Origin of the sequence: Oceanobacillus sp. MO10714A, assembly GCF_037072045.1 — a bacterium.
Taxonomy (GTDB): domain Bacteria; phylum Bacillota; class Bacilli; order Bacillales; family Amphibacillaceae; genus Oceanobacillus; species Oceanobacillus indicireducens.
The window spans coordinates 1-14,095 of the sequence record NZ_JAXHDC010000011.1 but is presented as its reverse complement, the minus strand read 5'-3'; the positions used below and the strand labels follow the sequence as shown (position 1 = coordinate 14,095).

General features: G+C 38.6%; 12 protein-coding genes. 6 read left to right on the top strand and 6 right to left on the bottom strand.

Features of this window, described 5'->3' with window-relative positions; genetic code table 11:
• Positions 1 to 46: 46 nt before the first annotated feature.
• Entirely contained in the window at positions 47 to 1,177 is a 1,131-nt protein-coding gene (gene ald / locus SPD53_RS08580; protein WP_336252276.1) for an alanine dehydrogenase, read from the top strand.
• A gap of 58 nt (positions 1,178 to 1,235) precedes the next feature.
• On the opposite strand, the gene SPD53_RS08575 is transcribed toward ald, so the two are convergent.
• Entirely contained in the window at positions 1,236 to 3,029 is a 1,794-nt protein-coding gene (locus SPD53_RS08575) for a zinc ribbon domain-containing protein (RefSeq protein ID WP_336252275.1), read from the bottom strand.
• A gap of 979 nt (positions 3,030 to 4,008) precedes the next feature.
• A complete protein-coding gene (locus tag SPD53_RS08570; protein WP_188857727.1) occupies positions 4,009 to 4,338 on the bottom strand; it encodes a DUF3899 domain-containing protein in 330 nt (109 codons plus the stop codon).
• A gap of 740 nt (positions 4,339 to 5,078) precedes the next feature.
• On the opposite strand from SPD53_RS08570, the gene SPD53_RS08565 reads away from it, so the two are divergent.
• From SPD53_RS08565 to SPD53_RS08545, 5 genes are all read left to right on the top strand, one after another.
• The gene (locus tag SPD53_RS08565) at positions 5,079 to 6,812 is read left to right on the top strand and encodes a peptide ABC transporter substrate-binding protein (protein WP_188856204.1); all 1,734 of its coding nucleotides are present in this window, start codon (positions 5,079 to 5,081) and stop codon (positions 6,810 to 6,812) included.
• Between the two features lie 129 nt (positions 6,813 to 6,941).
• A complete protein-coding gene (gene opp3b, locus SPD53_RS08560) occupies positions 6,942 to 7,874 on the top strand; it encodes an oligopeptide ABC transporter permease (protein WP_188856203.1) in 933 nt (310 codons plus the stop codon).
• On the top strand, positions 7,871 to 8,890 hold the full coding sequence (opp3C, locus tag SPD53_RS08555) for an oligopeptide ABC transporter permease (RefSeq protein WP_156855124.1): 1,020 nt from the start codon (positions 7,871 to 7,873) through the stop codon (positions 8,888 to 8,890). Before opp3b ends, opp3C begins: the two co-directional genes overlap by 4 nt.
• Before the next feature lie 18 nt (positions 8,891 to 8,908).
• Entirely contained in the window at positions 8,909 to 9,967 is a 1,059-nt protein-coding gene (locus tag SPD53_RS08550) for an ABC transporter ATP-binding protein (protein ID WP_156855122.1), read from the top strand.
• Between the two features lies 1 nt (position 9,968).
• Positions 9,969 to 10,910 (top strand): ABC transporter ATP-binding protein, encoded by a 942-nt coding sequence (locus tag SPD53_RS08545; protein WP_156855120.1) that lies wholly within the window; start codon positions 9,969 to 9,971, stop codon positions 10,908 to 10,910.
• Between the two features lie 185 nt (positions 10,911 to 11,095).
• Here the strand turns inward: SPD53_RS08545 and queF are convergent, their stop codons facing one another.
• From queF to SPD53_RS08525, 4 genes are all read right to left on the bottom strand, one after another.
• Positions 11,096 to 11,584 carry a preQ(1) synthase gene (queF, locus tag SPD53_RS08540; protein WP_188856202.1) on the bottom strand — a complete coding sequence of 163 codons (489 nt, stop codon included), beginning with the start codon at positions 11,582 to 11,584 and terminating at the stop codon, positions 11,096 to 11,098.
• Entirely contained in the window at positions 11,557 to 12,150 is a 594-nt protein-coding gene (locus SPD53_RS08535) for a VUT family protein (protein WP_156855250.1), read from the bottom strand. The genes queF and SPD53_RS08535 overlap by 28 nt, the downstream gene beginning before the upstream one ends.
• Positions 12,150 to 12,809 (bottom strand): 7-cyano-7-deazaguanine synthase QueC, encoded by a 660-nt coding sequence (queC, locus tag SPD53_RS08530; protein WP_336252274.1) that lies wholly within the window; start codon positions 12,807 to 12,809, stop codon positions 12,150 to 12,152. Before queC ends, SPD53_RS08535 begins: the two co-directional genes overlap by 1 nt.
• A gap of 431 nt (positions 12,810 to 13,240) precedes the next feature.
• Positions 13,241 to 13,930, bottom strand: a complete 690-nt coding sequence (locus tag SPD53_RS08525) for an SDR family oxidoreductase (RefSeq protein ID WP_156855114.1) — start codon at positions 13,928 to 13,930, stop codon at positions 13,241 to 13,243.
• Positions 13,931 to 14,095 lie beyond the last annotated feature (165 nt).

Sequence of the window (14,095 nt, the reverse complement as noted above, 5' to 3'; positions counted from 1 at the left end):
GAAGAAAAAATTAGCTAATAATAAATCACAGAATGGAGAGAATCACATGATTATCGGAGTACCAAAGGAAATTAAAAATAATGAAAAGCGTGTCGCTATTACGCCAGCTGGAGTCACCAATTTAACGAAAGCAGGACATACTATTTTTATCGAAAAAGATGCTGGGACTGGCAGCAGCTTTACAGATAAAGAATATGCAGCAGCTGGAGCGGAAATCATAGAGGATGCTTCCGAGGTTTGGAAAAGGTCAGAAATGATCTTGAAGGTAAAAGAACCGATAGAATCGGAATACAAATATTTCCGCGAAGGGTTAATCTTATTTGCCTATCTTCACTTAGCTGCAGAGCCGGAACTGACCCAAGCATTAGTTGACAATAAAGTAACAGCCATCGCTTACGAAACAATTACTGTCAACAATACACTACCGCTCCTTACACCAATGAGTGAAGTCGCAGGCCGGATGGCAACACAGATTGGAACACAATTTTTAGAGCAATCAAAAGGCGGTAAAGGCATTCTGCTAAGTGGCATTCCTGGTGTGAATCAAGGAAATGTTACAATTATTGGAGGCGGTGTCGTTGGTACGAATGCAGCTAAAATCGCAGCGGGAATTGGAGCCAAGGTTACTATTATTGACTTGAATCCGGTCCGATTACGTGAGCTAAGCGACATCTTTGGTTCAACGGTACAAACTTTAATCTCTAATCCTTATAATATTGCAGAAGCCGTCAAGAACTCCGATTTAGTCATCGGTTCTGTTCTTATTCCAGGCGCGAAAGCACCAAAACTTGTGAGTGAAGAGATGATTAAATCGATGGAGCCTGGTTCTGTTATCGTAGACGTTGCGATTGATCAAGGCGGGAACTTTGAAACGATTAGCACGCCAACGACCCATGATAACCCAACTGTTATGAAACATGGTGTCGTGCATTATGCAGTTGCAAATATCCCTGGTGCTGTACCACGTACCGCAACAGTTGGTTTAACAAACGTGACCATCCCTTATGCAGCACAGCTTGGCTCACATGGAATCGCCAAGCTTATTCAAGATAATCCAGCGATACGCTCTGGTGTTAATACAATTAATGGAAAAGTAACCATTCAAACGGTGGCGGATGATCTTGGTTATCGTTATACTCCACCTGAAGAAGCACTGATTGAAACGGCAAATGTATAATGATAGAAAATACCCTTCTGATTTGTTTAGAAGGGTATTTCTCGTTAATTATATTTTTTTAATCTATATTTGTTAATGATACCCCATTGCCATCCGACTCTACGGTGTAATTCCAACTATAATCACTAGTTTCCTCTTTACCGCTGCTATAAATTATCTTAATGGTTTCGTCTGTCGTTACAATCCATGAATCGCCGTCTTCTTCAATATTCGTTACGGTTGCATCGATGACTTCTTGCTTCATACCTTTTTCCACCAAGCGATTTACTAAATCTACCTGCATGCCATGGAGCGGGCTGTCATCTTTGATATAAGGGCGAACTAGCTCATAATCACCCGCATTAATCGCTTCAACAAGACTATATATATAATTTAAAGTGGTTTCCTCTATTTGTTCATCTGAGTCTTTGCTTGCAGGTGCTGAAGCTGACTTGGTAGCCTTATGTAATTCTTGCGACCCTTCCAATGTTGCCGTAGCTTTAAAATCATTACTGCTAAATAGTCCATACGAACTTGCTTCATCGATCAGCCATTTTTCTTCATCCGGATCGAACACCATTAGAAGTGTTACCGTATCAATTCGTTCTTCTAAATCAGGCTGCTCGTCACTATCGTGAGTGGATGCTGTAAAATGGAAATTCGCTGGGATGGCAACTTCATTTTTTTCATAGAAAGTTAGCTCATCATAATTTATTTCAATTTTATCTAATTGTCCAGTGAAATTTTTTCCATAGTCGATATTATAGGAAAAGTCGTCTTGGAAATTTTCTCTTAAGTTTTCCGTAACAGCTGTATAGATTGTGGCATCATTCGCTGCATGGGCCTCTACATATTCTTCCCCATACAATAAAATAACTTCTGATAAATTATCCATCAGTTCCTTGCTTACAGTGTTCAATGTTAGCTCGTAGTAATCTTCTTCAATCTTGATATCCTCTAATGTCACCTTACCCCATTCTGTTTCAATAATCGGAGTTGCAGTGACAGAGCCATCCAGATTCAGCGGACCAAACGCGTCAATATTCATACTCTCATCGAAAGGAATTTGCTGTTCATTCACTTCTATGTACGCATTTTTAATCGGACTGTCATTCGAATTATATAAATGGAATGTTGTCGATTCTGCATTCAGTTGAACATCATGGTAAACCGTATCACTATAGCTGTCTCCGAGGATTATTACATCATCGGACTCAGCTTCCGTTAATTCCCCGCTGTAACTACTATTTATTTTATACTTACCGGGTGCGAGTGGCCCGTAAACAATATTTCGTTCATCGTTCTTTTTAGCAGGAAATGTTTCCTCATTAAATGTTGTTTCTATATCTTTAAAAGGAAGATCCAAGTCCGCATATTGTGGCACTAAAGAAAATTGATACTTGGGAAAAATAAATAAATGCTTCCCGTTATCTGTTAGTTTCATAAGGTCATTCTGATTAGTAAAATCCTCTAAATTTGTCGTTTCAATATTGATATAATGTGCCTCTTCTTTTGCTAGAGTGACAAGTGCTTCTGCCTCTGCCTGTGATATCGATTCACCTTGCATCATTGTCAAATCCTGAACTTTTCCATAATCTTCTTCAATGATTGCTGTGATGAATCGTTCTGCCGTTTTTTCTGGAGAGAAATATGATTTTCCCCACGTATAGCCGCCAATCATGAAAACTAATAGAGCGGCTACTGCACCCATGATTATTTTTTGTTTCTTTGTATAATTTTTTGGCTGCTTTTTAGGAGGGATAACTGTATTTCCGTCCTGTTCTGAAGAGGCATGTAATTTATGCCCACAATTCTGACAAAAATTCAAGGATTCATCTATTGCTTCCCCGCATTCCGTACAGTACTTATCCATGTTTGATAGACCCCTTTATGTTAATTATTTCTTCAAAATCACCATCGTCAGATAACGATCTTAATTATTCACACTCTAGTATTTAAGAAATAAATTTTCTTCATCCATTCAATCATAAGTAGTATAGACTATTCTATTAAATTTGTTAAGCCTTTTCGTTATTTAATGAATATGAATAATTATATACTTTAGTAGATTCATATATAAATGTTTGCACTAGTATTAGATTAATAAAAACAATCATTATGATGACCGGTTCAATATCAGAAAGGAATGAAAAGAGTATATCCTTATACCCTTCGCAAAAGACCTAGTAATGTGTAGCATTATTTCGGTTAGGTAAATAATGCTTATAGATGATGAAGATGATGATTGGGAATTGGTAACAGTGGAAGTTATGCAATATGGTGATAAGTGGTATGTCTCGGATGTGTACGGGTCAAACCATTATACATAAAAATTAATTTAGCTTTTATATAATAAAGTGGAAGACTTAGCCGTTTTGTATAAGGCCTAGTCCTCTTATAGCCGAGTAGTGAAAGCTGGTATCAACTTACTCTCTTCGCCTAAGTTTCCTTTAATGAGGCTGGGACATAACTATTCTAATATGAATTAAATCCGAACAAAACTGCTAACTAGCTCCGGGAATATACGGAGACTCCAGCAGGAGGCCGGCTAAGTACGGTCACGTCCTGTGACCAACGCCGGCACTAGAACCTCCTGTTCGTCGGCCGGCATCGGGGAGACCCCGCAGGGCGGCAGCCCGAGGCAGACTAAGAACGCCACGTCCTGTGGCAACGTCTGCATTAGCACATCCTATGCGTCGAGGCTCACCAGCCGCCTGCGGAAAGCGTAGTATATTCCCGGAGCGGTTGTTGATGCTCTTTCTTATCATTTGTTCGGATTTATAACCATACTAAGAAGTTATGTCCCAGCCTCGATTAAGTTCGCTCACGCAATGGGAGTCGCTGTTTCGGTTTTAATATAAAGATAAGGCTAAAAGCATGAGCAAAATAGTTACCATCCCCGTTATGAGCGGAAGTTGGTAATTTTGGGGAACAAGACGTGATAGTGGTCTCCGGTCTTTTTCAGTCACGTTACTAAATGTGTGCTGAAAACTATAAAAAATGATATCAAAGAAACGTCCTTTTATTACATAACCAGCCATCGCTATGAGGATTAGTGCAGTGCCAATAATAAAAGATACATTAATATAGGCTAATAGGTCCGCACGTTTGTAAAAAATCATAGCAAGCAGTAACACAAGTAATTGAGTTATACTATTCCAAATCAAAATTTTCTTGAGCATGTAGGTTAACATCCTTTATAAAAAATGGATACGAGAACAAAGGCAAGCGCCCTTGCAGGTAAAAAACGCGATCATCTTCGCAACACCTGGGACAGAGATCGTCCCGCTAAAGGGCGTTTGTACTAGCACATCCAGTAGTCGCAGCAACGTACAAACTGTGTTTCTGGACGCAGAGCGGACTTGGCTAGTCCTGGATACCTAAGTTACCATAGTATTTTTATTTAATACTTTCTTATCTTTAAAAAAGTCTTGCCGAATTATAAATCTACTGGTATATTATATTATGAAAACGCATTCATGCAAGAATTAAACTGAAAGGTAGCATAAAAAACGATAATCAATTATAGTGGCTAACCCCAAAAACAGGGTTATTTAACTCCTCTTATCTGAACATCTTAAAGTTATGCCTGCAATATCAGCTTATCATTGGATAATTCTTTATGCCAATTTATTCCTGATCGGCTACGTATGCAATTAACTTGGAGATTACGAACCTGCATGAAAGCAATATACTAAAAAGTAAGGAGGAGACAGAAGTATAGGTGAAAGGTCTGGTTTTATAGAAGGGAAGCCATTGATTTCGTTCATACTATCTACATAGAAGGAGAGGGTTTTATAAGAATAATTGCTCAATTCCGATAAAGAACTTTGCAATAATTTGTAAAAAAAGTAATGTACAATTATTTAAATTGTAGTATAATATATCCTGAAACTATATAAAGAAAAGGGTGGGTTTACGAATGAAAAAGTCAAAATATTATCTTTTTATTGTACTAGCCTTGATGCTGGTACTCGCTCTTTCAGCTTGTAGCGGTTCTGACTCAGACTCAGGTGCAGATTCAGGATCAGAGCCGGATTCAAGCTCGGACACAAGTAGCGAGGAAACTGATGAAGGTTCAGATGGTGGAGAAGCCACAGGTGAGCAAGTGTTTAATATGATTGAAACAGCTGAGATTCCTACGGGTGACCCGTCACTTGCTACAGACGCAGCTAGCTTTATCGTGTTTGGGCAAACAATGGAAGGTCTTTATGTTTTAGATGAGAATGATACACCTGTCCCTGCGATTGCAGATGGCGAACCAGAGATAAGTGAAGATGGTAAGGTCTATACATTTAAATTACGAGAAGATGCTGAGTGGTCTAATGGTGACCCTGTCACTGCCAATGACTTTGTATATTCTTGGCAAAGAGCAGTAAATCCTGAGACTGGATCAGAGTATGCATATATGTTCTCCGGAATTATTGAAAATGCAACAGAAATTATGAATGGGGATAAAGATCCAGAAGAGTTAAAAGTCGAAGCTATTGATGATTACACGCTAGAAGTAACATTGGAACAACCTGTTGAATATTTGGATTCCCTATTGGCATTTGGAACATACTTACCTCTTAATGAAGAGTTTGTTGAGGAGCAAGGTGACAGCTTTGGAACAAATAGTGACACGATGCTTGCAAACGGACCATTCGTACTAACAGAGTGGGACGGAAGCGGTCTAACTTGGAAGTATGTGAGAAATGACCATTATTATGATAAAGAAAACGTTGCTTTAGATGAAGTTAACGTACAAGTTGTAAAAGAACCAAGTACAGCGGTCAATTTATTTGAAACAGGCGAAGCAGATCGTACAGCTGCTTTAAGCGCTGAATATGCACAACAATATCAAAATGATGAGAATGCTTCTACATTTGAAGAAGGTAGTTCTTGGTATTTGAAGTTCAACCAGGTACGTGATGGCGAAGAAACTCCATTAGCGAATGAGAATATTCGTAAAGCAATAGCAATGGCGTTTGACAAAGAAGCATATACAACAACAGTTTTAGCAAACGGTTCTGTTCCAAGTGATGGATATGTACCAAGAGGTTTGGCGAAAAATCCTGAAACTGGCGAAGATTTCCGTGAAGAAAGCGGCGACTTGATTGGATTTGACCTAGAAAAAGCACAAGAGTATTGGGAAAAAGGTTTAGAAGAGTTAGGAGTGGAAGAAATTACGCTTGATTATTTAAGTGATGATACAGAAAACGCTAAGAAAACAAGTGAATATTTCCAGAGCCAACTCGAAACAAATCTAGAAGGTTTGAAACTTGAGTTAAGAAACGTACCATTTAAAGTGCGTCTGCAAGATACGACCAATCAGGACTATGACATTGTCATGCATGGTTGGGGACCAGACTACTTAGACCCAATGACATTCCTTGATCTATACGTTACAGATGGAACGAACAACAATACTGGTTATTCAAATGAAGAATATGATCAATTAATTGAAGACGCGAAAGTGAAATATGCGAATGACCCTGAAAAACGTTGGGAAGCAATGTTAGAAGCTGAAAAGCTATTGATTCAAGAGGATACTGTAGTGGCTCCAATCTATCAAAGAGGACGACTTGTTCTTATTAAACCAAATGTAAAAGGTTTTGAAGAGCATTTATTCGGACCGGACTATACATTGAAGAACGTGTATATGGAAAACTAATTTTGCTATCAAGTGAACAGCAACGGTTAAAGGAAAAGAGAGTATTCCGTAAAGATACTCTCTTTTCCTCATGTATGCACCTTTTTTATTAGAAAATTTCTATTTATTAGCATATAGGAGGAAACACCAATGGCGAAGTATCTCATAAAGCGTATAATTTATTTGGTTATTACGCTGTTTATTATAGCTTCATTAACATTCTTTTTAATGAAGTTCTTGCCTGGTAGCCCATTCCAAAATGAAGAAAAGCTCACGGAAGATCAGCGAGTAATCTTAGATGAGAAGTATGGGCTAGATAAGCCGATTCCTGTGCAATACGCCAATTATATGATGAATGTTGTGAAGGGTGACTTAGGTGTGTCGTTTCAGTTCGACAATCAACCCGTGACAAAACTTTTAAAGAATCGTATGGGGCCATCCTTACAGCTTGGTTTTCAGGCGATGTTTATTGGAACCATTATTGGTATATTACTTGGCGTTTTAGCTGCTATGTTTCAAAATACATGGATTGATTATGGCAGTACATTTTTAGCAGTCTTAGGGAAATCAATTCCCTCTTTCGTATTTGCAGCACTCTTGCAGTATGTAATCGGAGTTAAGCTCGGATGGCTGCCTGTTGCATCCTGGAATGGATTTGCTTCGTCAATTATGCCAACGATTGCTCTGGCGATATTCCCTATTGCAACCGCGGCCCGTTTTATGAGAACAGAGCTGATTGAGGTCTTTAGCTCGGATTATATTACTCTCGCAAAAGCAAAAGGGAACTCAAGAATGGAAGTATCCTTCAAACATGCTATCCGCAACGGATTAATTCCTCTTGTAACCGTACTTGGACCTATGGCTGTAGGATTGATGACGGGGTCGATGGTCGTAGAAAAGATATTTGCGATTCCGGGAATCGGAGAACAGTTTGTAAAATCAATTATGACAAATGATTTTCCAATTATCATGGGAACAACCATCTTTTTTGCCTTCTTGTTGACAGTGATTATTTTAATCGTGGACATATTATATGGAATTATTGATCCAAGGATTCGTTTACAAGGAGGGGATAAATCATGATGAATGTTCCGGAAAAAATTGAAAAACATCGATTTGATCCCGCTCCAAAGGATCATTCTGATTTAGAAAAGATTGAGAAACCACAACTTTCATTCGGTAAAGATGCATGGCTACGGGTCCGGAAAAATAAAGCAGCAATTGTTAGTGCAGTCTTATTATTGCTTATAGTTGTGATGGCAATTATTGGACCGTCCCTTTCAAAATTTGACCCCTATGCGCAAAACGTTGCCCATGGGAATCTTCCTCCTCGTGTGCCTGTTTTAGAGGATATTGGGATATTTGATGGCAGTCAAAAAATCGGCGGTGTAGAAACAAATAAATATGAAGAACTTGGTATAGAAGAGTATTATTGGTTTGGAACGGACAGTCTGGGACGTGACCTGTTCTCCCGTGTCTGGGTAGGAACAAGGGTGTCACTTTATATTGCCCTTTTAGCGGCAGTAATTGACATGGTAATTGGTGTTGTCTACGGATTAATCTCCGGTTTCAAAGGCGGCAGAGTTGATAACGTGATGCAACGTATCCTGGAGGTAATATCTGGTATTCCTAACCTAATTGTCGTCATATTAATGCTTTTAATCTTAAAGCCAGGTATTATGTCGATTACAATAGCTTTGGTTATCACCGGCTGGATAGGTATGGCAAGGGTTGTAAGGGGACAAGTGCTTAAGTTGAGGAATCAGGAGTATATACTTGCCTCAAGGACACTCGGAGCAAGTAACTTCAGATTATTATTCAAACATTTACTACCCAATTTATCCGGGGTTATTATCATTAATACCATGTTCACGATTCCTAGTGCCATCTTTTTTGAAGCCTTCCTAAGCTTTATCGGAATTGGTTTACAAGCACCAGAGGCATCTCTTGGTACACTAATTGAGGATGGATATAAAACATTTCAGTTCTTACCTCATTTAATGGTTATTCCGTGTATTGTTATTTGTATTATCTTAATAGCTTGTAATTTAATGGGAGATGGACTTCGTGACGCGTTTGATCCAAAAATGCGTGATTAATAAATGAGGTGAAACGACATGAAAAAGATATTGGAAGTTTCAGATCTGCATATTTCTTTCCATACATTCGCAGGGGAAGTGCAGGCCATCCGTGGCGTGAACTTTGATCTTTTTGAAGGAGAAACACTTGCTATAGTTGGAGAGTCTGGATCTGGAAAATCGGTAACAACGAAGTCGATCATGCGATTGTTACCACCTGACAACTCGGAAATAAAAAAAGGAAAAATTCTTTTTAAAGATACAGATATTGCTCAAGCAACGGAAAAACAGATGCAAAAAATTCGTGGAAAAGATATTTCAATGATCTTTCAGGATCCCATGACCTCGTTAAATCCAACGATGACAATTGGAAAGCAGATTATGGAACCACTTTTAAAGCATCAAAAGTTGAGTAAAGACAAGGCAAGGGAACGGGCTTTGAAACTGCTTGATCTTGTAGGTATTCCAAAACCGGAAATTCGTATTAAACAATACCCGCACCAATTCTCAGGTGGAATGAGACAGCGTGTTGTAATTGCGATTGCACTTGCTTGTGCTCCGAAAGTGTTGATTGCGGATGAGCCAACAACGGCCTTAGATGTTACCATTCAGGCGCAGATATTAGATTTAATGAAAGAATTGCAAAAACAAATCGAAACATCGATTATTTTTATCACACATGATTTAGGTGTTGTTGCTAATGTTGCTGATCGTGTAGCTGTCATGTACGGGGGTAAGATTGTAGAAATTGGCACCGTAGATGAGATATTTTATAATCCACAACATCCTTATACATGGGGGTTAATAAGTTCCATGCCAAGCTTGGATTCAGGAGATGAGGAGTTATTTGTAATCCCTGGTACACCACCAGATTTACTGCATCCGCCAAAGGGAGATGCGTTTGCTCCAAGAAATCCATATGCTATGAAAATAGACTTGGAGGAAGAACCGCCAATGTTTCAAGTTTCGGATACCCATTTTGCTGCTACCTGGTTGCTTCATCCCGATGCACCTAAAGTAGACCCTCCAGCAGCAGTCAAAGAAAGAAAGGCTATATACCAAGCGAAACAAGCGGCTTCTTTAAAGGGGGGACAGTGAAGTGGCGGAATCAGAAAAGTTGTTAGAAGTTAAAAATCTTAAGCGACACTTTAACGTTGGCAAACCAAGTGAAGTCAGAGCAGTGGACGATGTCACTTTTGATATATATAAAGGAGAAACATTAGGACTTGTTGGCGAATCAGGATGTGGCAAATCAACTACTGGAAGGACCATTATCCGTTTGTATGACGCAACAGACGGTGAAGTGCTTTATAGAGGCAAAAATGTACATGGGAAAAAGTCAAATTCGGAAATGAAGGAATTCAACCGTAAAATGCAGATGATTTTCCAGGATCCTTACGCCTCATTAAATCCAAGGATGAAGGTATCAGACCTGATCGCTGAGGGGATTGATATCCATCGTCTAGCCAAATCGCCTAAAGAGCGTATGGAAAAAGTTCATTCGCTTTTGGAAACAGTTGGTTTAAATCGAGAACACGCGAACCGTTTCCCGCATGAGTTCTCCGGGGGACAAAGGCAAAGAATAGGTATTGCGCGGGCATTAGCAGTGGAACCGGAATTTATTATCGCGGATGAACCCATTTCGGCTTTGGATGTATCAATCCAAGCCCAGGTAGTTAACTTACTCAAAAAACTACAAAGGGAAAAAGGACTAACTTATTTATTCATTGCCCACGATTTATCGATGGTGAAATATATTAGTGATCGAATCGGTGTGATGTATTTTGGTAAATTAGTCGAACTTGCGCCTGCCGAGGATTTATACCGCAATCCGATGCATCCATATACACAGTCATTACTTTCCGCAATCCCGTTACCGGATCCGGACTATGAACGCACCCGTAAACGGCAATCATACAATCCTGCAATTCATCAGTACGCTGAAGGTGAAGAAGTGACCATGCGAGAGGTTGCTCCAGGACACTTTGTCAATTGTTCGGAAAAAGAATTTGAACAGATCCAGAAAGACTATAAAATTTAATAAGCTTTGAGCGTGGTATCCACTATGATCCACGTCACATTTTAGTATACTAGATTGTTAGCTAGATTCTTTGAAGTTAATTCGCTAAATATAAAATACCTCCATCAGCGGGATGATGGGGGTATTTTATATTTAAGCAGATTCTATATCTAACTGCATGTAGAATAATAAATGGGGATTTCACTTCATCTATTATCTACTTTCTCCGGATACATATCATGCTTAAACATTCGTTCTCTTGCCATTTCTTCATATATCGTATTGGGCTTTCCGTAATTGCAATACGGATCAATGGAGATCCCGCCGCGTGGGGTGAATTTTGCCCAGACTTCGATATACTTCGGATCTAATAATTTAATCAAGTCTTTCATGATTATATTTGCACAGTCTTCATGAAATCCTGGTTGGTTCCTGAAACTGACCATATACAGTTTCAGTGATTTGCTTTCCACCATCTTAACATCAGGCATATACGAAAGGTAAATCGTGGCATAATCCGGCTGTCCTGTCATCGGACAAAGGCTTGTAAATTCAGGGATATTGAATTTAACGAAATAATCATTTTCTCTATGTTGATTTTCAAATGTTTCCAAAATGTCGGGATTGTATTTGTAATTGTATTCCGTATTTTGATTTCCTAGTAATGTTAAATCGTTTGTGTCACTTTTTCGCATGCTTTATCCTCCTCTAATTTCCTATCCGTAATATTCGGTTCATACAGATCCATTTTTATAACGACTTTCCTAATTCCACCAGCAACTACTAATTGCATCACAACCTTGGCAACCCATTGACCTAATATGGCATAGGGCACTAGATTCCACGGAACGAATTCCAGTCCAAGCGGTCCAATACCGATAATGACAAAGATTGCTGAATCCAAAAATCCTGCAACGATACCTGAATACATGACCCTTTTTACAAATGGTAATTTAAACCGTGTATAAATTTCGGTGTCGGCTGTCTCGGAAATAATGAAGCTTAATGTACTTGCAAAAACGACCCATAATGGATCCCCTATTAAATAGCTTGAAAGAGCTGAGAGTAACAGGGCTAGCCCAATGAGCAGATAGGTCCGTAATCTGCCGAATCTATTTTGCACCATATCTCTCATGACAAGGGTTAATCCGATCAGCAAGGTACCATACGGGATGATGAGTGGACCTAGTTCCAAGGGAGCGAATCTTGCAGTAATGACATTGGCTAAAATGATAGATAATAGGTAGATAGCTATTCGAATCATACTACATGTCGCCCTTGTAGATAGGTTTCTAACCCATCATTTCTTAGTTTACAAGCAGGGCATTCACCACAACCATCCCCGATAATCCCGTTATAGCATGTCAACGTGTTTTCCCTAATATACGCTAGGCGATCCATCCGATCTGCCATTTTCCAAACCTCTGATTTATCTTTCCACATGAGAGGGGTGATTAATTTAAAAGGAAAATCCATTGCAAGATTTAACGACGTGTTGAGTGATTGAATAAAAACATTTCGACAATCCGGATATCCGCTGGACTCTGTTTCACTGACCCCGGTGATAATATTTTTTATGCCCATTGATTTTGCATAAATGGCAGCAAATGAAAGGAAGATATGATTTCTTCCTTCTACATATGTATTTGGTATTGTTCCTTCTTCTATTTCCATATCTTTTCTCGTTAAGGAATTTTCAGTTAATTGATTCAGTAGATCCATCTGAATAATTTTCTGATTGACACCGAGATCCTTTGCTATTTTCTTCGCGCATTCGACCTCCGATTCATGTCTTTGCCCATACAAAAAAGTGACGGTTTCCACTTGATCGAATTCTTCCAATGCCCATAACAAGCATGTGGTCGAATCCTGTCCGCCACTAAATACAACCATTGCCTTTTCCATTGTACATTCCTCCATAGTTTTTATTTAAGAGGGGATGGTTTCGAACCCTCTATGAGTATTTAGAACGAGATATCCATTATTGTTGGTCTTCCTATTCTAACCGTTTCCTTTATAGGATGGATAATAAAGTAACCAAATTTTTATATTCACCATTATAAGGAAAGAAAAGTGGAAACGCAATAGTAGTAAAAAATTGTATGCAGTTGTGTTAATTCTGGGGTTGGGTGTACTGAATTATCGAGGACGCTGTCGTAAGTTAAATTTCTAACTCAAACCTTCTGCGTCTGCCCCGAACCCTAGCATTCTCTTTTCGTTTTTTCAGTATGGATAACCATCTCGCAGTTATCCGTACTGGTTATATAATTAAGGATTGTTCAGTAAACCCTTCCTAAAACATTAAATCCTATTCCTTTAAAAACTTATAAATACAACACTGTCCACTACTACTATTTGTTAGTAATTGTGATCTCCGTTACAGTCAAATTATCACGCGGTTCAACATTGTTCATAATAATTTCTGCTACGTCGTCCGGATTCATTAAGTGTTTTGTTTCTTCTTCCGTATAAATCCCATCCCAAAATTCAGTTTTCATGCCTCCCATGTATGCAGCATAAACATGAATATTCGTATTTTTTAATTCGGCTACTAGGCTCTCTGTAAATCCTCGTACTCCAAATTTGCTAGCACAGTATACCGATTCGTTTATTTTACCAGTCTTTCCTGCTGTTGAGACAACGTTAATAATTCTTCCTTGGTTCCTTGCTTTCATCTCTTTTAGGGCTTCTTGCGTACAAAAGATGGTTCCTTTCAAATTAATATCAATCATTTGGTTTATATGGGTTTCTTCGATATTTTCAGCGAGATCAAATACACCTAGCCCAGCATTATTTATTAACAGATCTATGGTACCGACTTCACGCTTAATGGAATTAAAGACATTTACTACCTCTGTTTTAGAGGAAACGTCAAGCTCGTAAATTGTATAATCTGATACGAGTGACTCTGAAACCTTAAGAAGCTTCTGTTTCGTGCGTCCTAATAAAACAACATGAAACCCTAATTTCGAATATTTTATTGCTAAAGAGGCACCTAGTCCGCTTCCTGCACCTGTTATGATCACATTCTTTTTCCTCATCTTTACATTCATTCTCCTTTGTGAATAAAGTATTTTAAGTAATATACGTTTGTTTTTAAACGCTAGCCTATGTCAAAATAGAATAATGTGTAACCCTTTACACATATATGATAAAATACTTCTAATTTGATTTCAACTCTCTAATGTAATTGTTTATAATTATTT

Bases quoted from the DNA above. Each gene is read 5' to 3' on its own strand.
- ald (WP_336252276.1), top strand. From the start codon at position 47: ATGATTATCGGAGTACCAAAGGAAATTAAAAATAATGAAAAGCGTGTC.
- SPD53_RS08575 (WP_336252275.1), bottom strand. From the start codon at position 3,029: ATGGATAAGTACTGTACGGAATGCGGGGAAGCAATAGATGAATCCTTG.
- SPD53_RS08570 (WP_188857727.1), bottom strand. From the start codon at position 4,338: ATGCTCAAGAAAATTTTGATTTGGAATAGTATAACTCAATTACTTGTG.
- SPD53_RS08565 (WP_188856204.1), top strand. From the start codon at position 5,079: ATGAAAAAGTCAAAATATTATCTTTTTATTGTACTAGCCTTGATGCTG.
- opp3b (WP_188856203.1), top strand. From the start codon at position 6,942: ATGGCGAAGTATCTCATAAAGCGTATAATTTATTTGGTTATTACGCTG.
- opp3C (WP_156855124.1), top strand. From the start codon at position 7,871: ATGATGAATGTTCCGGAAAAAATTGAAAAACATCGATTTGATCCCGCT.
- SPD53_RS08550 (WP_156855122.1), top strand. From the start codon at position 8,909: ATGAAAAAGATATTGGAAGTTTCAGATCTGCATATTTCTTTCCATACA.
- queF (WP_188856202.1), bottom strand. From the start codon at position 11,584: ATGCGAAAAAGTGACACAAACGATTTAACATTACTAGGAAATCAAAAT.
- queC (WP_336252274.1), bottom strand. From the start codon at position 12,809: ATGGAGGAATGTACAATGGAAAAGGCAATGGTTGTATTTAGTGGCGGA.
- SPD53_RS08525 (WP_156855114.1), bottom strand. From the start codon at position 13,930: ATGAGGAAAAAGAATGTGATCATAACAGGTGCAGGAAGCGGACTAGGT.